Below are 22944 nucleotides of genomic sequence, written 5' to 3' on the forward strand. Positions count from 1 at the left end.
TCTTCCAAAATTGTATGGTTAACTGAACGTTAGCCGCTGACTTTCACCATAGCGGGACGCAGTACTTTATCCTTTAGAACGTAACCCTTCTGTACTTCTTCCACGACGATGCCTTCTCCATGCTCATCGGATTCGACTTGCATGATCGCTTGATGGAAATCCGGGTTGAACGGCTGTCCGACCGCATCCATCGCTTTAAGCCCCTCGGCTTCCAGCACCTGCTCCAGCTGGCGGAAGATCATGTCGACGCCCTTGGAGAACGATTCGACGTCGCCGCCGCTCTTCGCTGCCTCCAGCGCGCGGCCGAAGTTATCGACAACGGGCAGCAGCTGCCCGATTAGCTTCATGGAAGCGTATTGCGCAAGCTCTTCCTTCTCCTTCATCGTCCGGCGGCGGAAGTTGTCGAAATCGGCTTGAGCTCTTAAATATCGTTGCTGGTTCTCTTCAGCCAGCTTTGCAAGCTCCTCCAAACGGGAGTCGGATGCCCCGCCCTCGTTGTCAGCGGGAGCAGCCGCTTCTTCATTTAGTTGTGCTTCGTTCTCAGCGTTGTACTCTTCCTGTTTATGTTCCTCATCTGTATGCTGTTCATTCACAGACACGTGCACTTACACCTCCTGAAAATAATCCACTTGCCTATTGCTCTCAGCCTTCACTTGTACCAGCGGGCGAGCAACTTTGCCATATCCTTGGACAGCAAATCGAGCAGGCTGATGACTTTGCCGTAGTCCATCCGGGTCGGTCCCAAAATGCCGATTGTGCCAAGCTGTTTGCCCTGCGCCGAGTAGGTTGCTGTAATCAGACTGCAGTTGTTAATCGCTTCGTGCGTATTTTCTGTCCCGATTCGGACTTGAATACCGCTCGGAAGCGTGCTGAACATTTGCTTAATTGTCGGCGTTTCGTCGAGCAGATCGAGTACGGTTTTGACTTTGTCGACGTCCTTGAACTCCGGCTGCGTCAACATGTTCGTCGTGCCGCTCAGAAACACCCTGTGTTCATCATCGTCTACGATCGCTTCGTCCAAAATGCCTAGCAGCCTCTCGCACTGATCCGCGTAACGGCCAAGCTCTTGACCGACCTCTGTATAGAGCTTCGATTTAAGCCTGGAGATCGGCACGCCGATCAGCTTGCTGTTCAAAATATTGACAGCCTGCTGCATCTCCTCCATGCTCATGTCCTCAGGAATCGAAATCGTGCGGTTCTCGACATGTCCGGTATTCGTGACAATAATCGCGACCGCCGTATCGTCGCTGATCGGTATGAGCTGAAAATGCTTGAGCGAGTTCGCCATCGTTTCCGGCCCCAGCACAATGCTCGTATAATTCGTCAGGTTAGACAGAATCATCGCCGCATGCTGGATGATTTGCTCCATCTGGCTTACCTTCTCGGTAAAAAAAGAGCGAAGCATCTGCCGGTCCTGTTCATTGACTTGACTCAATCTTACGAGATGATCGACGTAATACCGGTAGCCTTTTATGGATGGAATACGTCCTGCCGAAGTGTGCGGCTGCTCCAGAAACCCAAGCTCCTCTAAATCCGCCATTTCGTTTCGAATCGTCGCGGGACTGAAGCTGACGTCGCTTCGCTTCGAAATACTGCGCGAACCAATTGGCTCCGCCGAGCGGATATAATCGTCTATGATGACATTCAAAATCATTCGCTGCCGATCAGTTAACATCGCAATCCCTCCCGGTTCGTTTCAGGTCGTAATTTTCCATTCAGCTTGCCTGTACAGCCTTCATCTTTCGCCGTTAGCACTCGTTATCGGTGAGTGCTAATCATTACTACAAAAATACCAAACCCGCTTAGCAATTGTCAAGTCAGAACCGGATATAAACGGCCCATTATTTGGAGACAATCTTTTGAAGAAAATAACAAATAAGCCCCTCTAATCGAGGGGCTTAGCGGAAGAAAGCATTGGAGCAAACCTACAGCACCCTTCTCGCCCACAAATAACGTTGATCCCAGCTGCCTTCAAGCTCGGTGATGGTAACGCCGGGATCGCCATACGTTTGAAGGACCTTGTTATTCCCGATGTAAATGCCGACATGGGAGACGATTTTGTTGCTGCTGTACCTGCCTGGCGTGTAGAAGAAAATAAGATCGCCAGGCTTAAGTTCATCGCGGGCAACCAGCTTTCCGACCTTGGATTGCGACTTAGAGGTGCGCGGCAGTTCAATGCCTACATAGTTGTAGATATGCTGCATAAATGACGAGCAATCGAATCTGCGGCTTTGTTTATACGGTTCTGCGGAGAATTTGTATCGCACTCCCATAAACTTCTTGCCGTACTCGATGATTTTACTTGCCTTGGCCGAAGCTTTGTACCAGTCACTATCCCTGTTCATCGCAAGCGGCGCGAACCCGTCATCGGGCACAACATTTCTGGTTCTCAGCCGGCTGCCCGACGTTCCAAGGCTGATTGTTTGCCCAGGCTGTTCCGTTTTCGGCGGGGTCACGATCACGGAATTGATTTTGCCGTCCCATTCGATCGGAGTGTGCCAAAGCTGCGAAAGCGAGCTGATCTCGACATAGAGCCGGTCGTTCATCATTCTCGGAGCGTTGCGCAGCTCGACCGTTTCGTCGCCGACTTTCGCCTTTTTGGAATCAGCGGTCAGCTTAAACAACGGATCCATTGGCCCCATAGAAGCGGTACGGCTCTTGGGCTCCAGCTCATAGCGGTAATCATACAGCGCCGCAGCGCGTTCCGCGGGAATCCAAACCTTTCCATCGCGCATCCAGTATTCGGTCGGAATCGGCTTCGGTTTATCTTGACCAATCCCCAGTTTATGACCCTTTACGTTCACGATGGAGCCGGTAGCGGTTTTCTTTAATTTGTTCGAATTGTCATTTGTAATCGAACACGAAGCCAATAGGAGAGCGAGTAAAATGAAGATCGGGAATCGTTTCGTCAATTGCGGTTCCTCCTGTATCGATTGCTGTCCATACGGGAGATTATTATGGCCTTTCCGGTGCGGGAGTATGAGACACCAAGTACAAAAAGAAAAACCCCTCAGCAGAGGGGCTTATATTATCGCAATATTAGTTCAACGTGCGAAGCACCGCTATTTCATCGCAGCAATGCTGCTTCGCGCAGTGGATGCAGTCGGTCCATACCTTCTCGGGGAAAATTTCTTTATTCACGACCGAAAAGCCGTTCTTCTCGAAAAAGTTGACTTCGTAGGTCAATGCCATCACTTTGGGGATGTTTTGTTCCTTCGCCTCATGAATCAATTGGTCGACCAGCTTGCTTCCGATGCCAAGCCCCTTATAACCTTCCGATATGCCAAGCGAGCGGATTTCAACCAGGTCGGCGCCAAGCTGCGTCAGCGAACCGCAGCCTACAACTTCTCCGCCAACCTCCGCGACGACGAATGTATGAATATGACGCTTCAGCATGTCGCGAGACCGCGGCAGCATAATTCCCTTCTCGGCGTACCCTGCTATTAAATCCACTAATGTATCGATATCGTTCTCGGTCGCCTTTCTGCATACCGCTTGCATCTCACTCGCCTCCACCACCGTAAACTCCGTAGTTCATTGCAAATATAACACGAATAAATATACAACAATGTGAATCTTAACACAAGGATAATTTGCCATGACATCGGCAGGCTTAATCGCCGATAAACGCGCCGAATACCTCATTGCCTAGCGGAATCCCTTTCTCGGACAACCGGTATCCGCTGCCGTTAGTTGCCGTACGCTCAATCAGACCTTGAGCAAGCAGGTTACGGAGTGCCTCGCCGAAAATGTTCTCGATCATATGGCCAGGGAACTGAGCGGCGAAGCTATCATTACGGACGCCATCGAGCATGCGAAGCCCGACCATCATGAAATCCTCCATCGCCTCGCGTTCCGGCACCGGATTCGTCTCGAGCCGCGGCAGTCGGCTTGCGGCCGAATCGATGTAAGGCTGAATGCCTTTGATGTTGACGTGGCGTTCGCCCCTTGCATAGCCGTGAGCGCCCGCTCCTAGGCCATAATAGGGCTCATTGCGCCAGTAAGTGATATTATGTCTGCTCTCATAACCCGGTTTGGCGAAATTGCTGATTTCATAGTGGTGAAAGCCTTCCGCCTTCAGCTTGTCGATCAGCAGCATGTACATCGCCAGCTCATCTTCCTCCGGGGGAAGCGGCAGTTCATTCCGCTCGTAAAGCGCATGGAACAACGTGTTCTCCTCGACCTTCAGCCCGTACAGCGAATAGTGCGGCAGCCCGAGCTGCAAGGCGCGGTTCACGCTGTCCGCCAGCTGCTCCACGCTTTGGCCAGGCAAGCCGAACATGAGGTCGATGGACAGATTATCGAATCCCGCGGCGCGCGCCTCCTCGATGCTCCGATAGACGTCGTCGACATTATGGATGCGGCCAATCCGTTCCAGCAGCCCGTTATCGAACGATTGCACGCCGAAGCTGATCCGGTTGACGCCGCCCGCCTTCATGGCGAACAGCTTGTCCGTCTCCACCGTCCCCGGATTCGCTTCCATCGTAAACTCGGCATCCGGCGCAATCGGGAAATAGCGCTTCACGGACGCCAGAAACCGTTCCATCTGCGGAGGCGTCAACACCGTCGGCGTACCGCCTCCGACAAATACGGTGCGGATCTCTTCAGGCGGAAGCCCTTCGACCGTCCGCGCCATTTCCTGCTCCAGCGCATCGAGATAAGCGTCAACCGGCTGCCCGCGCAGGACGTAAGACGTAAAATCGCAGTAATGGCACTTGTTCGTGCAAAACGGGATATGAATATAAAGCGCCCTCGGCGCGTGCATAAGCATGTTGTCTTTCCTCCTTACTCCATCGCTAATGCTCCCTTGAAATAAAAACAAGGGAGCTCTTATGCTCCCTTTTAAATGCAGCGTTGAGGGGCCGCAGGCCGGTAATGGAATGAAGCAACGAAGTGGTCGCCTTTGCAGCCATATTTCTACCTTGTAGAAATCGTTCAGGAAATCTGGCTGCAACAGCGAGCGGAATCCATTACCGGCCGGAGGCCATCACCTACGCGCATAAACTTAATCCTCGTCTATCTTAAGAACCGCCATGAATGCCTCTTGAGGCACCTCGACGCTGCCCACCTGCTTCATCCGTTTCTTGCCTTCCTTCTGCTTATCAAGCAGCTTCCGCTTACGGCTAATGTCACCGCCATAACACTTGGCAAGTACGTTCTTGCGCATCGCTTTTACGGTTTCACGGGCGATAACCTTCTGACCGATCGACGCCTGTACCGGTACCTCGAACATTTGGCGGGGGATCAGTTCCTTGAGCTTCTCGCAAATGATCCGTCCGCGTTGGTAAGCGCGGTCGCGGTGCACGATGACGGACAAGGCATCCACCTGTTCGTTGTTCAGCAGAATGTCCATTTTGACCAGCTTGGACTGGCGGTAGCCGGAGAGCTCGTAGTCGAAGGACGCATAGCCCTTCGTGCTCGACTTCAGCTGATCGAAGAAATCGTAAACGATCTCCGACAGAGGCATATCGTACGTTATCGTTACGCGGTTCGTGTCAAGGTATTCCATGTTGACGAACTCGCCGCGCTTGCCTTGGCAAAGCTCCATGATCGCCCCGACGTAATCGTTCGGCACGATAATCGCCGCTTTGACGTACGGCTCCTCGACGTATTCGATTTTGCCGACTTCCGGATAGTTCGACGGGTTGTCGATTTCAATGACTTCGCCGTTCGTCAGCGTAACGCGGTACACTACGCTCGGCGCCGTCGTAATGAGAGGAATATTGAACTCGCGTTCGATCCGCTCTTGAATGATCTCCATGTGCAGCAAGCCAAGGAAGCCGCAGCGGTAGCCGAAGCCCAGCGCCGTGGACGACTCCGCCTCGTAGCGTAGCGAAGCGTCGTTCAGCTCGAGCTTCTCGAGGGCGTCGCGAAGATCGTTATAGTCCTGCGTTTCGATCGGATACAAGCCGCAGAATACCATCGGGTTGATTTTGCGGTAGCCCGGCAGCGCTCCGGCCGCAGGCTTCTTCGCATCGGTCACGGTATCCCCGACACGCGTATCCTTCACGTTCTTGATGCCCGCAACGACAAAGCCTACGTCGCCGACGGACAACTCGCTAACAATGCCCATGCGAGGCATGAACGCGCCGACCTCGATGACTTCAAACTCGGCGCCTGTCGCCATGAAGCGGATTTTCTTGCCTGCTTTAATATGTCCGTCGATGACGCGCACGTAAACGATAACCCCTTTGTAAGGATCGTAGTGCGAGTCGAAAATAAGCGCTTTTAGCGGCTCGTCCGGGTCGCCGGTCGGTGCCGGAACCTTCGTAACGACCTGCTCCAAAATTTCCTTGATGCCGATGCCCGCCTTCGCGGAAGCCAGCACAGCATCGCTGGCATCGAGACCGATGACATCTTCGATCTCCTGCTTCACGCGCTCCGGCTCGGCGCTTGGCAAATCGATTTTGTTCAGCACCGGAATGATTTCCAGGTTGTTGTCGAGCGCCAAGTACACGTTGGCAAGCGTTTGAGCTTCGATCCCTTGCGCCGCGTCTACGACGAGCAAAGCGCCTTCGCATGCCGCCAAGCTGCGCGAAACCTCGTACGTAAAGTCGACGTGTCCCGGCGTATCAATCAGATTAAGGATGTATTCTTCGCCGTCATCGGCTTTATAGCCAAGCCGAACGGCCTGCAGCTTTATCGTGATGCCGCGCTCGCGCTCGAGGTCCATTTGGTCGAGCACCTGCTCTTGCATTTCGCGCGATGAAAGCGCGCCGGTATATTCGAGAATCCGGTCGGCCAGCGTCGATTTCCCATGATCGATATGGGCGATAATTGAGAAGTTGCGAATTTTCTTTTGTCTGTCACGTACGTCCGCCATGCTAAACCCCCAGAGGTACCTAATTGCTAATCATTCTTATAATTATAACAGCAAGAGGGGGAGCCTTCAATCCGTAACCGATTCAAAAAACGAAACGACCATTCGGATCCCCTTGGCCGACATCGTCTGCAGCATGCCTGCCGTACCGTCCGCCACCTTATTAACGGTCGCGTCGCTGCGCAAATCAGGCAGCCCGGTCAACCGCTTATTCAGCTCCTCCTGCAGCTTTCGTTCATACTCCTTGCGGATTTCCTCTTCCGTGCGGCCGTGCTGCGCATCCGCTACCGTCCGCCGTCCCGAAAGATCCGCCTGATTCTCGGGAAGCTCGCCGCCTTTCGCTTCTTCGGTACCGATAACCTCTTCGCTTGGCAGCGAGGCAGAAGAAGAGTACCCGGCAGGATCGACGGACTGAACGCTCCCTTCGACAGGGCCGTAAACACGCTCGATCCCGCTGGATGCCATATCTATGCCGAACAAAATAATGAGCGCAACAGCTCCTCCGATAAGCGCCATTTTCATCGATTGACTGCGCATGGTCATTTCTTCCCTTCTATCTCGTTATTGTTCCTATTTGGCCGGTGCGCTGACCTTCTCAGCATCCCAATAGAGCTCGGCGATAATTTTCGCAAGCACGTCTACCGTGCGGTACGATTCCTTAAGCGTGTTGTCGACGCCCCCGATCTCGATAAGGACGCTGTCCGGCGAAAGCGACTGGTTATATTCGCCGTTGCCGCTGGCGGAGGATTTGCCCAGTATGCCGCGCGACAAGCCGGGGTACTGCTTCTCCATCTTCTCTTGGATCTTATTGGCAAACGCTTCGTTCTTCTTCCAATTCGCGTTGCCGAGTCCGATGATAAAATAAACTTGGGCGTAGTCGATGCCGTTGATTTTGATCGTGGTGTTCTTGCGGCGCTGGGAATCCCGGTGGATATCGAAGTAGAAGGTTAAATCTTTGTTCGAGGCCATTGCCTCTTGAACCGTTTTCTTCGAATACTTATAGGATAGGTTCCAATTGTAATCTTTAATCGCGGTAGGATAATCCGTTGACGATTGAAGCGCGCCGACGCCGTTCTTTTCCAGCTGCATGGCAAGCCTCTTGCCCAGTAGCGATATATTTTTCACCGGGGATTCGGCGTATTTTTTGCTGCTGATTTCAGGGAACCAGGATTCCCTGCCGTGGGAGTGATAGATGAAAACGACTTTTCTGCCGCCGGTTGTCGGCTTGGCGGGCTCGTCCTGATTCGGCGGGACGCTGCCGGAATCGGGCTCGTCTTCCGCGGGGTCCGAGACTGTCTCGTCTGGTGCCGTTTCGTCATCGGCAGGCGTTTCGAAGTCCGGGCGCCCGGAATCGGAAATGATGCCGTCCGGGTTATCGGATCCAGGCGAATCGGGGATTTCGTTGTGGTCCTGCTGCTCGACCGATGCGTCCGTGCCGGATGTAGGCCGCAAAATGACGGTGTCGTCATGGGCCAATCCCGGATACTGGCTTGCGAGCAAGCTTTTCGGATCCGCAGGGTTAATGTCCGTCAGCAGCCGGATCAGAAACGTGCTGATTTGGCGGCCGTTAATCGCGGTATGCGCTTCCCCTTCGCCCGTTCCCGGTAGTTCCATCGACAGCATGTCTTTAAATAATCCGCTGGACACCGTCGCGGCAAACCCTTTCATCAAGGATATGGGCGACGAGGCCGTATTTTGGTGCAGGATGGCACCGATTCCGACTACAATGACAAGGATCATCGATCCGATCGACAACAAGGCGAAGGTACGGCCGGCTACGAGCAGCTGACGCAGGCGCATGCTGCTCTTGGCAAGGTTCAAGGTCACGATCAATCGTTTCATTACAAGTTCCTCCCAGTATCCGTAGTGGTGGTTTGCTTATCGCGCACTAGGCTAGTATCACTTTATGTGGCAAGTCTTTTTAATAGAACCGAAAGTTTAGTAGAGTCGGCATTCCGGTTTAATAGAGTCGATAGAGCAGATAGATTCGAGGAGTTTCGAGCGCACAAAAAAAAGCCGCCCCATCGTCATCCTGGATGACTTCTGGGTCGGCCCCTCAAACAAAGCGCGTCGATTCTAATGCGTATATGCGGATACGTTCGTTTTGTCCACCGCCTCATGCAGCGCAGCGTTCAAACCGCTTGCGACGATATTGGCGATATCCTCAATGAACTGGTCGATGTCTTTCGGGGTGACGAGCAAATCGTGGCCAAGCGGCCCAAGCGCCTCCCGGACAAGCTGCAGCCGTTCATTCTCGTCGATGGAGTCAAGCAGCCCCATGAAGCCGTCGGCCTGATTCGCATGCTTCTTCAAGTGCTCCCGCATGAGATCGATGCTGTTGCTGACGATGGTCGACGCGTACAAAACGGTCGGTACCCCGATCGCCACAACCGGCACGCCAAGTATTTCTTTCGTAATGCCCCGACGCTTATTGCCGATGCCCGAGCCCGGATGAATGCCGGTATCCGCGATTTGAATGGTCGTGTTCACCCGCTCCAGCGCCTTGGATGCGAGCGCATCGATTGCGATGATCAGGTCCGGCTTCGAACGGTCGACAATCCCTTGCACGATATCGCTGGACTCGATGCCCGTGATGCCAAGCACGCCCGGCGCGACGGCGCTGACGTTGCGGTAGCCCGGCGCCACCTCGTTCGGCATCAGCTCGAAGAAATGACGGGTCACGAGTGCATTCTCGACGACGATCGGACCGAGCGCGTCGGGCGTCACGTTCCAGTTGCCAAGCCCGACAATCAACACGTTAGCTGTCTTGCCGACGCCGATCCGTTCAAGAAAATTCGCGAATTCCTGAGCTAGCTTCGTCGCTACCCGGTCCTGCAGCCCCGTATCCTGCTTGCGCAATTCCGGTACCTCGAAGGTCACGTAGTTCCCCATCATTTTGCCCATGATCCGGGAGCCTTCCTCGGTTGTCACTTCCAGCCTCGTGATTGTTATCCCGCCATCTTCCGAAACCTCCGACAGCACGCCCGGAATCGGGCCTTTCCCCGCTGATTCGGCCAGTTCTTTCGCTTCCAGCGCCAAATCGATGCCCACATTAAACTGTTGCAGGTCAAGCTCACTCATGTTATAAGGGCGCTCCTTCCATCCGTTTGTTGTCTAGTTTGCGAAAGCGGTACCTGATTTATGCGGTCAAACGATAGGAATGGCATGATCCGGCTGCAAGCCGCTATTGCTTTTTGTCCATGCCCGTGATACACTATGTCAAGTTGTGTTGTTACAAAGGGTCTTCCCTTTTTACAGGAGGTGAATGCAATGCCGAACATTAAATCCGCTGTCAAACGCGTTAAAACAATCGAGAAACGCCGCGCTTTGAACGCTTCGCAAAAATCAGCTCTTCGCACGGCCGTTAAAGCTGCTGACCAAGCTGTTGTTGCAACTGATGTTGAAGCTGCTAAAGCAGCTCTGATCAACGCTACAAAGAAGCTTGATAAAGCTGTAACTAAAGGCCTGATTCATAAAAATGCAGCTGCTCGCAAGAAGTCGCGCTTGGCTAAAAAGCTTAACGCGCTTAGCGCTCAAGCCTAATCAAACAAATGAAAGTCCTGCTTTTTCGCCTCGCGCGCAGAAGCAGGACTTTTTTTATTTCTTCATTATGCTGCCAGCGACAGCAGAAACAGTTCCAACCCGAGCGTCTTGTCGATTCTGCCCGTTTTCATTCCATAATCGAGCTCCGCCAGCTTGTTCAGATGCTTCCCGAGCGTCTGTGCGCTGAACCGCTTCGCCTTCTCCGCCGCCAGCTTGACTGCATACGGATGCAAGCCCAGCTGTCCGGCCATCTGCTGCGGTGAGTAATTGTGCTGCTCCAGCTCCTTAACCTGCAGCATAATGCGGAACTGCCGCGCGATTAGCGCAGCGATCTTGATCGGCTCCTCGCGCCGCAGCAGCAGCTCGCCGTACAGCTTCAGCGCCCTCTCCACCTGCAAGGAAGCCATCGCGTCGATCAAGGCGAAGACGTCCTCTTCCACCGTCGATGCAATGAGCTGCTCCACATCCGCAACGCTGATCGAGCCGCCGCTGCCCGCATGAAGGCACAGCTTGTCCACTTCGTGAGCCAGCTGCTGCATGTTCGTCCCCGTACGGGCCAACAGCAGCTGTGCAGCGTCGCGGCTGATCGACCTTCCCTGCTCCTCGGCGCGCTTCGCCGTCCACTGCAGCAGCTCATTTTCCTGAAGCTCCTGGAATGGAATGAGCGCGTCCTGTTCCTTAAGCAGCTTCACGACCTTACGGCGTTCATCCAGCTTCTCCGCCATGACCTGGAACACGATGACGCTGCTCTCGTTCGGCTGCTTCAAATAGGCGATCAACGCGTCCGTCCTATGCTCCAGCTTCGATTCCTTGCCGGACGCCGCGGCCAGCACCGAGGCATCACGAACCAGCACGAGCTTGCGCGAGGCGAAGAATGGCAGCGTCTCCGCCTCCGCAACCGCCTCCTCGACTGGCGTTTCCGACATATCGAACTTGATGACGCCAAGCTCTTGCTCTTCGGGCGGCAGCAGCCTCTCCGTCAGATTTGCAATAAACTGCCGCATCCGGTAACGGTCTTTCCCATATAGCACGTAGACGGGACGAAACTTGCCCGCCTTCCATTCCTTCATGACATCCTTCAATTCCACGGTACGAGTCCCCCTTTGAACCACCACCATTACGATAGCGCCATTCCGCGAAAAACGCAACAAAGGGATGAAGTCAGCATGCGCGACTCATCCCTTTGTCCCCGAACATCTATATAAACACTCGCAAGCTAACGGCCCATGGTACCGGCTGCGAATGGTCATACGACGTCAAGGTGCCGTCCTATGACTGGTTTCCTGCTCCCTACACCATACGCGAACGTCACGCAAAGTGTGCATCATCGGCCGGATTATTTACTAGATTGAAGCTGTTCGGATTGCGTCTTCGGATCGACAGCGTATACCTGCTTCGTCCCATCCGCGTTCTTGGCCTCATAAGTCAGCACCGAACTGTCCTCAGACCACTTCAAGTTTGCGATTTCCGCCCGTTTCGGACCTTGGAAAATCATCAGACTGTCCTGCACCGTATAAATGCGCACCGTATCCTCGACAACAAAAGCTTGGTAATTCCCGTCCTTAGAGATCGGAGACGCCATGACCGGTTCTTTGGAGGCTATACTATTCTGGTGATCCGTGTCGGATACCTCCGTATCGGCTTTGTTGGCGACATCCCCGGTGTCTTCCAAAGCATTGTCAGTGGCGCCTGCATCTGCAGCCGCGCCGCCGTCGCTTTGGCCGGAAAATTCATAATTCGGTGAATTGCCCTTCACAACAGGCTCGCCGTTATCCTCGGAAGCCGACGTTAGCGGCGGCATCGTTTCGCCGTTCGGATCGACGTTGCGGCTATCCATGCTCTTCAACATCGACTGATCGTCTGAAGAAGAAGGAGCTGCCTCCGTTTGAGGCTCTTCTGCCGGAGCCGCTTCATTCGCGGCTGCGGCATTCGCCGAATCAGTCGTATCCATCGCCGTGTCTGAAGCTGCCGAGTCGTTCGCCGCGACAAAGCTCGACCGATCCTCAGACGACGCCGTCATGTTGCCGTCCGAATCGCCCGGCGAGCGATTCGGATTATAATTGACGATAAACAAGCCGACAATAACACCAGCCGCTATGACGCCGCCCAGCGCGCGAATCGAGAAACGATCCGTCCATTTTCGCTTGGACGGAAGGCGTCTTGCCGACTCGGACTGCTCGCTTGTCATGCCAAAAGGCTTCGCGTCGGTCTCGATTCCTTCCTGCGCAGTTTGAAGCTCGGCCAACCGCGGCAAAATCGCATCCACCAAGCTGTAGCTCGGCGTTACCTTCGGCAGGCTGGTCAAACCCGAAGAGAGCATTTGAAGCCGTTCCATCATGGCTGTACATTCCGGGCAATGCCGCGTATGAGTCATCAAGATTTCGATTTCCCGCTCATCCAGATCGTCATCAAGCTGTCGTTGCATATAGTCCATCACCTCTTGACAATTCATCCTCGGACACCCCCTCTCTGATAATCGTGCAGGTACGTCTGCAGCTGCTGTCTTGCCCGGAATAAATAAGATTTGACCGTGTTTAGCGGCAGATCGAGCGAATCAGCGATTTCGTTATACGAAAAGTCCTGCAAATACCGTAGGACGACAACCGCCCGGTGATGCTCAGGCAGCTTGTCGATCGCCTTGCGGATATCCTGCGCGGCATAGGAAGAAAGCACTTCCTCCTCGACAGACTGATGGTCCTGAAACACCATTTCATGTTCATCGATGGAAACCGTTGGTTTGCTGCGACGGAATTTATCAATGCATATATTCGTGACGATGCGCTGCACCCAGGTTTTGAATTGGGCCTTCTCTTCGTAAGTCCCGATCTTCGTATAAATGCGGATAAGTGCTTCCTGAGCGGCGTCCATCGCATCCTGCTCATTGCCTACAATATAGTAGGCTGTCCGGTACACATGATTCTCAATCTCGCGCAATAGAGAAATAAGAGCTTCGCCATCGCCGGCTTGCGCGGCTTTGATTAGGCCTGGCTCTACCACGGAGGATCCCCCCTTGCAACCTTTCAGACGGAAAGGTTCGTTATAATGTTGCACCAAGCCTGAAACATTCTTTATAAAATCTTAAGGCAGTTTTTTCAAGTCGATTTAAAAAAACAATACTATACAAAATGATAGCAGAAAACAGAACAACCGTACACCCTACTAGAATTTTCCAGTGAGATGTACGGCCGATTCGAGACATAGGACCATCGTTGCGGAGGACGGCGGCGTTAATATTGCGTCTGCCAGTTCACCATATTGCGACACGGCTTGCCATTGCTGATATAGTGCTTTAGATTCTCGATGACAATCGTCAGCGCACGGTCCATATAATAGGGCGTGTTGCCTGTTTCGTGCGGGGTAAGAATCACATTCTCGAGTTTCCAAAGCGGATGCTCCTTCGGAAGCGGTTCCTGTTCGAACACGTCCAATCCGGCGCCGGCAATCCGTCCCTGCTGCAGCGCATCGATGAGCGCGGCCGTATCCGTCGTGCCGCCTCGGCCGATATTGATATAGATCGAGGACGTCTTCATGGCGGCAAATTGCTCCCCGCCGAACAAATGGCGCGTTTCGTTCGTCAGCGGCAGGCAGTTGACGACGTAGTCGCTCTGCGCCAGCACCTCGTTCAACCGGTCGACCGTATGCATAGCGTCAAACCACTGCGCAGACTCGCCCGTCCTGCGGATTCCGAGGACGCGCATGCCGAAGGCTTGTGCGATTTTGGCCGTTTCCGTGCCGATTGCGCCGGCGCCAATGATCGAGATCGTTTTGCCGTGCGCCTCGCCCGTCTCCTTGGAGGGTTTCCAAGTCTGCGTCTGCTGGTTGCGTATCGCTGCATGCACCTTCCTGGTGAGCGAAAGCAGCATGGCAAAGATCGACTCCGAAATGGCGTTCGGGTGTACGCCGGATGCCGTCGACAGCATCACGCCGAGCGATTGAAGCCGCTCGAGCGGAATTTGGTCGACGCCCGCGCCTAAGTTCTGCAGCCAGCGCAGCTGATTGTCGTCGGCATAAATGATTTTCAGCACATCGCGGTTAAAGCCCAGAATGATCTCCGCGTTCTTCAGCGCCGCCCTTGCCTCTTCCGTTTCGAAACCGCTGACGTCCACATAACGATAGCCCGGACAAGCCTCTTGAATGGCCGCGGCCTGCTTTTGATTGAAAGAATGTACCGATACGATCGTTCCCATAGACAGCTCCTTTGCGAATCCGTACTTTGCCACAGATTACCACCGGTGCAAGAGCGCTGTCAAACGGATTTGGGAGCGAAAGCTTTGACCTTTCGCCCAATCCAAGTATAATACGAGATAAAACGCACCGCGCTTGAAAGGAGACCTCCGATGACCATGACGAGCCACTGGATGGACGATTATTTGGATCTATATAACTTTGCCAAGCAGATTGGCGATCGCGATTGGCAGGAGCAGCTGCTTGAAGCTATGCGCCGGAAGGAAGAGTTGGAGCGCGAAGAGACGCTTCGTGCGGCAAGAGATGAGCTGTTGCAGCAATTCAATACGGTCAATCATCAAATGATGGAGCTGATTGCCCACTTGAAGCAGAGCGCAACCCCCGAGGAGGAAACGACCATTCTCGAGCTCATCGGGACGCTGAAGGCTAAACGGATGGATTTGGCCAAAAAAATCAAATCGCTTACTTCATAACCGGGCCTCGCTGAAAGGCCGTCAAGAAAAGAATCCCCGACTTCGGGCCGCGACGCGGCTCAGAAGCCGGGGATTTTGTTTCTCCGGGCAAGCGAACCGTCCGGGCTGACCCGAAATTGTACCTCACCGTCCGTATCGGTTCGGCTGACGGGCACTTTCGCTGCAGTGAGTCGGGACAATACGTCCTGCGAAGGATGGCCGTAACTGTTGGTGCGTCCGACGGATATGACGGCGCGCTTCGGCTGCCAGTAGGCCAGCCACGCCTCGGAGGTGGACGTCTTGCTTCCGTGATGGGACAACTTCATGACATCGACAAACGGATTGGCATCAGCAGCTGCGGCGATCATTCGTGAAGCGTTCGCGATTCGTCGATGCTGCTCGACCAGCAGCTGCTCCTGCTGAACATCGGCATCTCCGGCAAACAGAAACCGCCGGTTGTAGAATTGGAGGATTAGAGCGACGCTTTGCCCGTTCTGTTCTTCGACCTGTGCAATGTGATTGCCTTCGGACGCCCCGCCGAGCAATTCGATCGTCGAATGAGCATCCGGCTGCCAAATCAGCCCTGGCATGCTTCTATAGAGCGGAATATCCGCATTCAGCGCCTTCCTGAGCAGCGTTAACGCATCGCCTGAAGCTTTCATCGTACCGTTCCACAGAACGCCTTTGACAGGTATCGTTTCAAGCACCGCTTGCAGCCCTTTGATATGGTCGCTGTCCAGATGCGAGACGACGAGCAAATCGATCCGGTGCACGCCGCGCTGCTGCAGCAGCGGCACGAGCAGCTTCCGCCCGACCTCGAACGGGTCCTTCCGCTCGCGCCAGCTTTCCTTGCCGCCGAACCGCATAGCTCCGCCGCCATCGATTAATAGATGCTTGCCGCCCGGCGTCCGGATCAAGATCGCGTCGCCTTGGCCGACATCGATAAAGTCCGCATAAGCATGCCGGTCGCGAAAATCCGGATGATACGCCCACCAGAGGAGCAAAGTCAGGCCGATAGCCGAGCATGTCAAGAAATTGCGGGTTTGACGCTTGCGGCGCGGCGAAGCCATTCCGATCCGAATAAACGGGATGCCTTGCGGAATCATGGTTCCTCGGCTCTCCCTGCCGATCGGCTGCGTCAGGTCTGTATCTTCGAGATTCCTAGAATCCCCGTCTTGATCCGCCGCTTCGGCTGCGCGACGATCATTTCGGATCCTTCCGAGCATGGCAAAACCAAGCCCGAGCGCGGCGTAGATAGACACCACCCACCAAATCGGCGGTGTCGCCCAAATTAGCCGGAAGCTCATCCTTCCGCTCAGCTCGTTCACGAACGCGAAGGTCAGCTTATTGCCCAGCACGGCTGCTTGAGCCAGCAGCGCGCCTGCCGGCTGCCAAAGACTGGCCAGCAGCAGAGATGCGCCCCCAAGCGGCATTACGATGAAGCTGATGAACGGCACCAGCACTAAATTCGCCGGAATCGACAGCAGATGAATGGCGTTAAAGTAGTAGATTGTCAGCGGAAGCGAGACCGCTTGGGCGACGGCGGTCACGGCAAGCAAATCGAGCAGCGCCTTCGTCAGACGGTGCCGCCCGGCAGGCAAGCAGCCGCGCACGGGCGCTGCGCCGAGGATCAGACCGGCCGTGACGAGGAACGACAGCTGGAAGCCGACGTTTCCGAGCATGTACGGGTCTGCGGCGAGCATGGCCAGCGCGGCGGCGGCCAGGAGGTGCAGCCCATCGCCAAGCTTGTGCAAGCGTGCCGCGGCTAGGCCGAGCATGGCCATGATGCCGGCGCGCACGACCGACGGCGAGGCTCCGGCGAGGAGCACGTACAGCGGCACAGCCGCGATGAGCAGCAGCAGCATGCGCTCCCGTGTCAGCCGCGCCAAGCGCAGCAGGCCGCCGAGCGCATAGAGGAATACGGCGACGTGCAAGCCTGAGATAGCCAGTATGTGCGTGAGACCCAGCTGCGCGAACTGGCGGTATACGGTAGGATCGAGGTCGTCGGTTATGCCAAGAACGAGGCCTTTCATATACCCGGACTGCAGGTCCGGATACAGCCTGTCCATGCGCTCGCCGAGAGCGGCCCTCGCAGCATCGACAAACCCGAGCATGGACGCGGCCGTCCACCGCGATCCGGCGCTTGTCCGAACGGCGGCTGCGCCCTCCGCGCCGAACTGCCAGTGAATGCGCTGGCTTCGCAAATACCTGCGGTAATCGAAGCCGCCGAAATTGGTGGCGGCAGCGGGCGCCGACAGCTCGCCGGACAGCACAACCTTGCTTCCGCGCCGCCATGCCGAAACTTCTGCCAGCTCCGCTTGCGCCGCCAACTTCACCTGCACCTGCATGCGCTCGCCGTTTAGCTGCCTGGAGCCATGCTCGCCTACCAGCTTGACCGCGTCTGCAGCTACCCGGAAGCGTACTTGGTCGCCGTCGATTTCGGCCGGGGCAACGATCGTTCCGCGAAGCTCCGCTTCGAACGCGGCCGATCCGTCATTCCTCAGATCCGTCAGCGCCGTCACATTATGCGAATCGACCCACATCCGCTGCCCTGCGGCAATCCAGTAGGCGGCGATGCAAGCCACAGCCAGCGGCCATGAAGCGCGGCGCAGCAGCGCAAGCCCTGCCATGGCTGCGAGCAATGCCGCTCCGCTTAAGGCAGCGCCGCCTCCCGTTAAGCTTGCTGCCAAGCTGCCGCCGAGCACCCAGCAAACCGTAAACCAGATCAGCGGCCTTCTTCCAAGCATCCTATCCGCTCCTTCTCCATTGCCTGCCAAACAAGAAAACCTCCGACAGCGCCATTGAAGCAGCGTCTGCAAGATGCCGGCAAAGGCAATCAAACATGCAGGGCTATTTCAAACGGCGCAGCCGGAGGTTCTTCCTCACTCGTATGCTGCAAGTTAACTGATCACGTTCATGCCGGCTTGAGCCGGCGGCTCATAGTGAGCCAAATTGCGAAACACAATTCCCTTCAAACGCATAAGCGAAATGACTTTATCGCTGTCCTTCGCGTAAGCCCGGTGATACACAATCTCGCGCACGCCGCTGTTGGCAAGCATGTTCGCGCATGTCCAGCACGGCTGGTCAGTCACATAAACCGTCGAACCCTCCCGGTCGATACGGTCTGTAAAAAGAAGCAAATTTTGCTCTGCATGGATCGTGCGGATGCAGCGCTGCTTCTTTACCATTCGTTCCGTATCGCCGACCTGCGTCATCTCGAGTTCCTCGACGATCATGCACCCATCCTCGGAGCAGTCTGCCACGCCCATAGGCGCGCCGTTGTACGCGGTGCCGAGCAGCTTCTTCCCCTGCACCAGCACGGTGCCGACATGCCTGCGCGGACAGCGCGAGCGCGTTGAAACCATATAGGCGATATCCATGAAATACGTGTCCCAGTCTTTTCTGTCGCTGTCTTGAAATTCCTCGGTCATCGTTGCAAGTCTTCCTCCTTGTGCTGCTTGAGCTGACATGATTATCAATGAATCATTGCTGATAGCTGCTATGTGTTAAATCATGCAAAAAATATGAACGCTCCGCGTGACCCGCAGCCTAATTCGCCGGCTTCGGCATTCGGGCTGCACTAGTACGGGCTAGGTAACGTATGATCAATTATAGCTTATTGTCGCACAATCAAGGCTGGACAACAATTGAAGATTTCATTTTTTCCAGCAGCTTCGGACCGATACCCTTCACGCGAAGCAAATCGTCCGCTTTGCGGAACAAGCCATTCTTCTTCCGGTCTTCTACAATAGACTTCGCCTTTGCGGCGCCGATTCCCGGAATCGCATCCAGTTCCTCGGCCGTCGCATGATTAATATCGATTTTACCCATGCCTGCTTTCGGCTTAACGACGTCAGCCGGCTTGCTGCTTCGACTCTCAGCCGGCGAAGCGGCATGACTCTCCGCTGCCTTCTCATGAACCTGCGCTGCTTTGGCCACGGGCTTCTTCTCGTCCCCGCCCTGCTCAAGCGGCTTTAACGCCTGTTCAACCTCAGCGTTCACCGGAATCCAACCGGTCGGCGCAGCCGCCCGCGGACGTGCGAAAGCAGAAGCCGCCAGCGCGATCGCCGCCAAGAACAGCAGACCGATCAGCAGCAGCTGACGATCGATTCCTGTTCGTTTTGTTTTCAAACCGTCTCACTCCCATACGTTTCATAAACTTTAAATTTCCGATTCGGCGTAACTGGTCATGTTGGCCTTGCCGCCGCGCATAACGTAGTAAGAGCACCGCTGTTGCTTCTCATGCAACAAGGCTGAAAATGGAGTTGAAGCTGCGCTGATGCCACTTAAGCGCATAGGAGGGATTGCGATGAATGTCGGATTTATCGGGATTGGAAGCATGGGCAGCCTGCTCATCGATACCTTTATCGGATCGGGAGCGCTGAAGCCATCGCAAATTACTGCCAGCAACCGTACCTTTTCAAAAGCGCTTTGTTTAGCCGACCGCCATCCCGGTCTCCAAGCCGTCCCTTCGAACCGCGATGCCGTCATCAACCAGGATCTGGTCTTCCTTTGCATCAAGCCGATGGAGTTCAAAACCGTGATCGACCAAATTCGCGATGTCGTCCAGCCGCAGCAACTCATCATCTCCATTACGAGCCCGGTCATGATCGAACAGCTGGAGGAATCGCTTCCTTGCAAAATCGCCAAAGTCATTCCGAGCATCACCAACTATATGTGCAGCGGCGTTTCCTTGTGTATGTACGGCGACCGGATGACCGATGCCGATAAAATCCGGCTGACCGGCTTGCTCTCCTATATTAGCGAGCCGCTGCCGATCGACGAGCAGCATACGAGGGTCGTATCGGATTTATCAAGCTGCGGGCCGGCCATCATGGCCTATCTGCTGCAGCGGTTCATCGATGCCGCGGTTGAGGAAACCGGCATCCCCCACGAACAGGCTCGCATCGTTGCCAGCGAGATGCTGCTCGGCACCGGGCAGCTGCTGACCGCAGGCGGCATGACGCCGGAGGAGCTGCAAAACCGCGTCGCCGTGCCGGGCGGCATTACCGCACAGGCGCTGGCTCTGCTGAATCACGAGCTTGACGGCATCTTTAACCGACTAATCCGGACGACGCACACCAAGTATCGCGAAGACCTAGACCGGGTTAAGGTATCTTTATACGGCAAAGAGGTGAACGGCCCCTAACGCATGCTTTGCGTTAAGAGGTCGTTCACCTCTTTCTTTACGTGGAAGAAACTGCGAGCCAACGACATGCGGCTACTCCCGTTTCTTCCTGGATGAAACTGCGAGCCGACGACATGCGGCTATTCCCGTTTCTTCCTGGAAGAAACTGCGAGCCGACGACATGCGGCTACTCCCGTTTCTTCCTAGCCGACTACGATATTAACGAGCTTGCCTTTGACGACGATGAGCTTGCGGACCGTCTTGCCATCGATCGCTTCCGCGACCTTCTCGGAAGACTTCGCGATTCGCTCCATCTCCGCTTCATCCGTATCGGCAGCGATGGCAATGCGATCGATGATTTTGCCGTTCACCTGTACGACGATTTCTACTTCTTGGTCCACCGTCAACGCTTCGTCGAACGTAGGCCATGCCGCATATGTCAACGAATCCGTACGGCCGAGCTTCGACCACAGCTCCTCCGCGATGTGCGGCGCGAGCGGCGAAAGCATTTGAACGAAGCTTTCCATCGCTTCGCGAGGCAAGGCTTCGGCTTTGTAAGCGTCGTTGACGAAAATCATCAACTGGCTGATCGCCGTATTGAAACGAAGGTTCTCGTAATCGTCGGTAACCTTCTTCACCGTGCGGTGCCATGTCCGTTTGAACGCCTCGGTTGCGCCATCCTTGCCGATCTTCTCTGCAAGCTCGCCGCTGTCCGTCACGAACAAGCGCCATACGCGGCCCAGGAAGCGGTACATGCCTTCTACGCCGTTCGTGTTCCATGGCTTCGTCGCTTCAAGCGGGCCCATGAACATTTCGTACATGCGAAGCGTATCGGCGCCGTACTCGTTCACGATATCGTCCGGATTGATGACGTTGCCGCGCGACTTGCTCATTTTCTCGTTGTTCGTGCCCAGGATCATGCCTTGGTTGACGAGCTTGTGGAACGGTTCCTTCGTATTGACGACACCGATATCGTAAAGCACCTTGTGCCAGAACCGCGCGTACAGCAAGTGAAGCACCGCATGCTCGGCGCCGCCGATGTACAAGTCAACCGGCAGCCACTCGGCTTGCTTCTCTTTGGAGCAAAGCTCCTTATCGTTATGCGGATCGATGAAGCGCAGGTAGTACCAGCAGCTGCCGGCCCATTGCGGCATCGTGTTGGTCTCGCGGCGGGCGTACATGCCTGTCTCCGGATCGACCGTCTCCACCCATTCCGTCACGTTCGCAAGCGGGGATTCGCCCGTACCCGACGGCTTGATTTGATCCACGTCCGGCAAGAGCAGCGGCAGCTGGTCGTCCGGCACCGGCTTCATCGTGCCGTCTTCCAAGTGCAGAATCGGAATCGGCTCGCCCCAGTAGCGCTGGCGGCTGAACAGCCAGTCGCGCAGGCGGTAGGTCACTTTGCCTTGACCTTTGCCTTCAGCTTCGAGCCATTCGATCATGCGCGCGATCGCCGCTTCATTGCCAAGCCCGTTCAAGAAGCCGGAGTTCACGTGCGGACCGTCGCCGGCAAAAGCTTCCGCCTGAACGTCGCCGCCTTGCACGACCTCGATGATCGGCAAGTCGAACTGCTTCGCGAATTCCCAGTCGCGCTGGTCATGACCCGGTACCGCCATGATTGCGCCCGTACCGTAGCCCGCAAGAACATAATCGGCAATCCAGATCGGCACAAGCGCGCCGTTAACCGGATTGACCGCATAGGCGCCCGTAAATACGCCGGTCTTGTCTTTGTTCAAATCCGTGCGCTCCAAATCGCTCTTGCGCGCGGCGGTTTCTTGATAATCCTTTACGGCAGCGCTCTGCTCAGCTGTCGTAATGACGTCCACGAGCTCATGCTCAGGCGCAAGCACGCAGTAAGATGCGCCGAAGAGCGTATCCGGACGGGTCGTAAAGACAACCAGCGATGCGTTATGTCCGTCGATCGCAAACGTAACTTCAGCGCCCTTGGACTTGCCGATCCAGTTCCGCTGCATATCCTTAATGCTCTCGGTCCAGTCGAGCTCATCCAGATCTTCAAGCAGCCGCTCTGCATATTCGGTAATCTTCAGCACCCATTGGCGCATCGGCTTCCGGATAACCGGATGGTTGCCGCGTTCGCTGAGGCCGTTAATAACCTCCTCGTTCGCAAGAACCGTGCCAAGCGCCGGACACCAGTTAACCGGCACCTCCGCTACATAAGCGAGGCCTTTCTTGAACAGCTGGATGAAGATCCATTGCGTCCATTTGTAATACTCCGGATCGGTCGTGCTGAACTCGCGGTCCCAATCGTAGGAGAAACCGAGCGATTTGATTTGGCGGCGGAAATTGTTGATGTTCTTCACCGTAATATCGCGCGGATGTTCGCCCGTATCAAGCGCGTGCTGCTCGGCCGGCAAGCCGAACGCGTCCCAGCCCATCGGGTGAAGGACATTGTAGCCGCGCATCCGTTTGTAACGCGATACGATATCGGTTGCCGTATAGCCTTCCGGATGGCCGACATGCAGCCCCGCTCCGGACGGATACGGGAACATGTCGAGCGCGTAAAACTTCGGCTTTCCTGAGTCCTCGGTTGTTTTGAAGGTTTTGTTCTCATCCCAATGCTTCTGCCATTTCGGCTCAATGACAAGCGGGTTGTAACCCTGCTGCTCCTGCTGCTCCTGCCGTTCCTGTGTCATGACGAATTGCCTCCCTATTCTCTCTTCCAAACCAGTACATGCTGTAGAAATAAAAAAACTCCCGCCCCTAGCGACAACGCTAGGGACGAGAGGTTTATGCTCCCGTGGTACCACCCTAGTTAGCAGCCGGCATGCTTTGCCGATTGCTCACTCGAAGCCCTT

General features: G+C 55.2%; 20 protein-coding genes and 1 other annotated feature (1 of these 21 only partly in view). Of the genes, 3 read left to right on the plus strand and 17 right to left on the minus strand.

Annotation, left to right across the window (positions count from 1 at the left end; translation table 11 throughout):
* Positions 1–29 precede the first annotated feature (29 nt).
* The 9 genes from grpE to gpr all read right to left on the minus strand — a co-directional run bounded on the left by grpE (position 30) and on the right by gpr (position 9901).
* On the minus strand, positions 30–593 hold the full coding sequence (gene grpE / locus DL346_RS15465; protein ID WP_420849573.1) for a nucleotide exchange factor GrpE: 564 nt from the start codon (positions 591–593) through the stop codon (positions 30–32).
* Between the two features lie 56 nt (positions 594–649).
* Entirely contained in the window at positions 650–1675 is a 1026-nt protein-coding gene (hrcA, locus tag DL346_RS15470; protein WP_112882954.1) for a heat-inducible transcriptional repressor HrcA, read from the minus strand.
* Between the two features lie 250 nt (positions 1676–1925).
* Complete coding sequence (locus DL346_RS15475) at positions 1926–2912, minus strand: C40 family peptidase (RefSeq protein ID WP_112882955.1); 987 nt, start codon at positions 2910–2912, stop codon at positions 1926–1928.
* A 127-nt stretch (positions 2913–3039) separates the two neighbouring features.
* The gene (locus tag DL346_RS15480) at positions 3040–3501 is read right to left on the minus strand and encodes an N-acetyltransferase (RefSeq protein WP_112882956.1); all 462 of its coding nucleotides are present in this window, start codon (positions 3499–3501) and stop codon (positions 3040–3042) included.
* A 112-nt stretch (positions 3502–3613) separates the two neighbouring features.
* Positions 3614–4771 carry a radical SAM family heme chaperone HemW gene (gene hemW, locus DL346_RS15485; protein WP_112882957.1) on the minus strand — a complete coding sequence of 386 codons (1158 nt, stop codon included), beginning with the start codon at positions 4769–4771 and terminating at the stop codon, positions 3614–3616.
* 234 nt (positions 4772–5005) lie between these two features.
* A complete protein-coding gene (gene lepA, locus DL346_RS15490) occupies positions 5006–6823 on the minus strand; it encodes a translation elongation factor 4 (RefSeq protein ID WP_112882958.1) in 1818 nt (605 codons plus the stop codon).
* A gap of 66 nt (positions 6824–6889) precedes the next feature.
* On the minus strand, positions 6890–7363 hold the full coding sequence (locus DL346_RS15495; protein ID WP_112882959.1) for a hypothetical protein: 474 nt from the start codon (positions 7361–7363) through the stop codon (positions 6890–6892).
* Between the two features lie 27 nt (positions 7364–7390).
* Positions 7391–8662: a stage II sporulation protein P gene (spoIIP, locus tag DL346_RS15500; RefSeq protein ID WP_112882960.1), complete on the minus strand. Its 1272-nt coding sequence runs from the start codon at positions 8660–8662 to the stop codon at positions 7391–7393.
* A gap of 234 nt (positions 8663–8896) precedes the next feature.
* Positions 8897–9901, minus strand: coding sequence for a GPR endopeptidase (gpr, locus tag DL346_RS15505; RefSeq protein ID WP_112882961.1), 1005 nt, complete (start codon positions 9899–9901; stop codon positions 8897–8899).
* A gap of 189 nt (positions 9902–10090) precedes the next feature.
* Between gpr and rpsT the strand changes: the two genes are divergently transcribed.
* Positions 10091–10363, plus strand: a complete 273-nt coding sequence (gene rpsT / locus DL346_RS15510; RefSeq protein ID WP_112882962.1) for a 30S ribosomal protein S20 — start codon at positions 10091–10093, stop codon at positions 10361–10363.
* A 65-nt stretch (positions 10364–10428) separates the two neighbouring features.
* Here rpsT and holA read toward each other — a convergent pair whose 3' ends face one another.
* The 4 genes from holA to DL346_RS15530 form a co-directional block, all read right to left on the minus strand.
* Positions 10429–11451 carry a DNA polymerase III subunit delta gene (holA, locus tag DL346_RS15515; RefSeq protein ID WP_112882963.1) on the minus strand — a complete coding sequence of 341 codons (1023 nt, stop codon included), beginning with the start codon at positions 11449–11451 and terminating at the stop codon, positions 10429–10431.
* Between the two features lie 248 nt (positions 11452–11699).
* Positions 11700–12815 carry an anti-sigma factor family protein gene (locus DL346_RS15520; protein WP_112882964.1) on the minus strand — a complete coding sequence of 372 codons (1116 nt, stop codon included), beginning with the start codon at positions 12813–12815 and terminating at the stop codon, positions 11700–11702.
* Complete coding sequence (locus DL346_RS15525; protein WP_112882965.1) at positions 12812–13360, minus strand: RNA polymerase sigma factor; 549 nt, start codon at positions 13358–13360, stop codon at positions 12812–12814. Before DL346_RS15525 ends, DL346_RS15520 begins: the two co-directional genes overlap by 4 nt.
* Before the next feature lie 230 nt (positions 13361–13590).
* A complete protein-coding gene (locus tag DL346_RS15530) occupies positions 13591–14583 on the minus strand; it encodes a D-2-hydroxyacid dehydrogenase (protein ID WP_240633185.1) in 993 nt (330 codons plus the stop codon).
* 117 nt (positions 14584–14700) lie between these two features.
* Here DL346_RS15530 and DL346_RS15535 point away from each other — a divergent pair, with 117 nt between their 5' ends.
* Complete coding sequence (locus DL346_RS15535; RefSeq protein WP_112882967.1) at positions 14701–15021, plus strand: hypothetical protein; 321 nt, start codon at positions 14701–14703, stop codon at positions 15019–15021.
* Positions 15022–15080: 59 nt separating this feature from the next.
* On the opposite strand, the gene DL346_RS15540 is transcribed toward DL346_RS15535, so the two are convergent.
* The 3 genes from DL346_RS15540 to DL346_RS29310 form a co-directional block, all read right to left on the minus strand.
* The gene (locus DL346_RS15540; RefSeq protein WP_112882968.1) at positions 15081–17747 is read right to left on the minus strand and encodes a ComEC/Rec2 family competence protein; all 2667 of its coding nucleotides are present in this window, start codon (positions 17745–17747) and stop codon (positions 15081–15083) included.
* 153 nt (positions 17748–17900) lie between these two features.
* Positions 17901–18431, minus strand: coding sequence for a deoxycytidylate deaminase (locus DL346_RS15545; protein WP_112882969.1), 531 nt, complete (start codon positions 18429–18431; stop codon positions 17901–17903).
* A 199-nt stretch (positions 18432–18630) separates the two neighbouring features.
* Positions 18631–19131: a ComEA family DNA-binding protein gene (locus DL346_RS29310; RefSeq protein ID WP_206098523.1), complete on the minus strand. Its 501-nt coding sequence runs from the start codon at positions 19129–19131 to the stop codon at positions 18631–18633.
* Positions 19132–19309: 178 nt separating this feature from the next.
* Here DL346_RS29310 and comER point away from each other — a divergent pair, with 178 nt between their 5' ends.
* Positions 19310–20149: a late competence protein ComER gene (gene comER, locus DL346_RS15555; protein WP_112882970.1), complete on the plus strand. Its 840-nt coding sequence runs from the start codon at positions 19310–19312 to the stop codon at positions 20147–20149.
* 182 nt (positions 20150–20331) lie between these two features.
* On the opposite strand, the gene leuS is transcribed toward comER, so the two are convergent.
* Complete coding sequence (leuS, locus tag DL346_RS15560) at positions 20332–22782, minus strand: leucine--tRNA ligase (RefSeq protein ID WP_112882971.1); 2451 nt, start codon at positions 22780–22782, stop codon at positions 20332–20334.
* A 78-nt stretch (positions 22783–22860) separates the two neighbouring features.
* Positions 22861–22944, minus strand: a binding site (T-box leader) (it continues 150 nt past the right edge of the window).

The sequence above is a fragment of the Paenibacillus montanisoli genome (assembly GCF_003268025.1).
GTDB classification, from domain to species: domain Bacteria; phylum Bacillota; class Bacilli; order Paenibacillales; family Paenibacillaceae; genus Paenibacillus_Z; species Paenibacillus_Z montanisoli.

Excerpts from the sequence above, each read along its gene's own strand:
- hrcA (WP_112882954.1), bottom strand. The coding sequence starts at position 1,675 with ATGTTAACTGATCGGCAGCGAATGATTTTGAATGTCATCATAGACGAT.
- DL346_RS15480 (WP_112882956.1), bottom strand. The coding sequence starts at position 3,501 with ATGCAAGCGGTATGCAGAAAGGCGACCGAGAACGATATCGATACATTA.
- hemW (WP_112882957.1), bottom strand. The coding sequence starts at position 4,771 with ATGCTTATGCACGCGCCGAGGGCGCTTTATATTCATATCCCGTTTTGC.
- lepA (WP_112882958.1), bottom strand. The coding sequence starts at position 6,823 with ATGGCGGACGTACGTGACAGACAAAAGAAAATTCGCAACTTCTCAATT.
- DL346_RS15495 (WP_112882959.1), bottom strand. The coding sequence starts at position 7,363 with ATGACCATGCGCAGTCAATCGATGAAAATGGCGCTTATCGGAGGAGCT.
- spoIIP (WP_112882960.1), bottom strand. The coding sequence starts at position 8,662 with ATGAAACGATTGATCGTGACCTTGAACCTTGCCAAGAGCAGCATGCGC.
- gpr (WP_112882961.1), bottom strand. The coding sequence starts at position 9,901 with ATGAGTGAGCTTGACCTGCAACAGTTTAATGTGGGCATCGATTTGGCG.
- rpsT (WP_112882962.1), top strand. The coding sequence starts at position 10,091 with ATGCCGAACATTAAATCCGCTGTCAAACGCGTTAAAACAATCGAGAAA.
- DL346_RS15520 (WP_112882964.1), bottom strand. The coding sequence starts at position 12,815 with ATGAATTGTCAAGAGGTGATGGACTATATGCAACGACAGCTTGATGAC.
- DL346_RS15535 (WP_112882967.1), top strand. The coding sequence starts at position 14,701 with ATGACCATGACGAGCCACTGGATGGACGATTATTTGGATCTATATAAC.
- DL346_RS15540 (WP_112882968.1), bottom strand. The coding sequence starts at position 17,747 with ATGCTTGGAAGAAGGCCGCTGATCTGGTTTACGGTTTGCTGGGTGCTC.
- DL346_RS15545 (WP_112882969.1), bottom strand. The coding sequence starts at position 18,431 with ATGACCGAGGAATTTCAAGACAGCGACAGAAAAGACTGGGACACGTAT.
- comER (WP_112882970.1), top strand. The coding sequence starts at position 19,310 with ATGAATGTCGGATTTATCGGGATTGGAAGCATGGGCAGCCTGCTCATC.
- leuS (WP_112882971.1), bottom strand. The coding sequence starts at position 22,782 with ATGACACAGGAACGGCAGGAGCAGCAGGAGCAGCAGGGTTACAACCCG.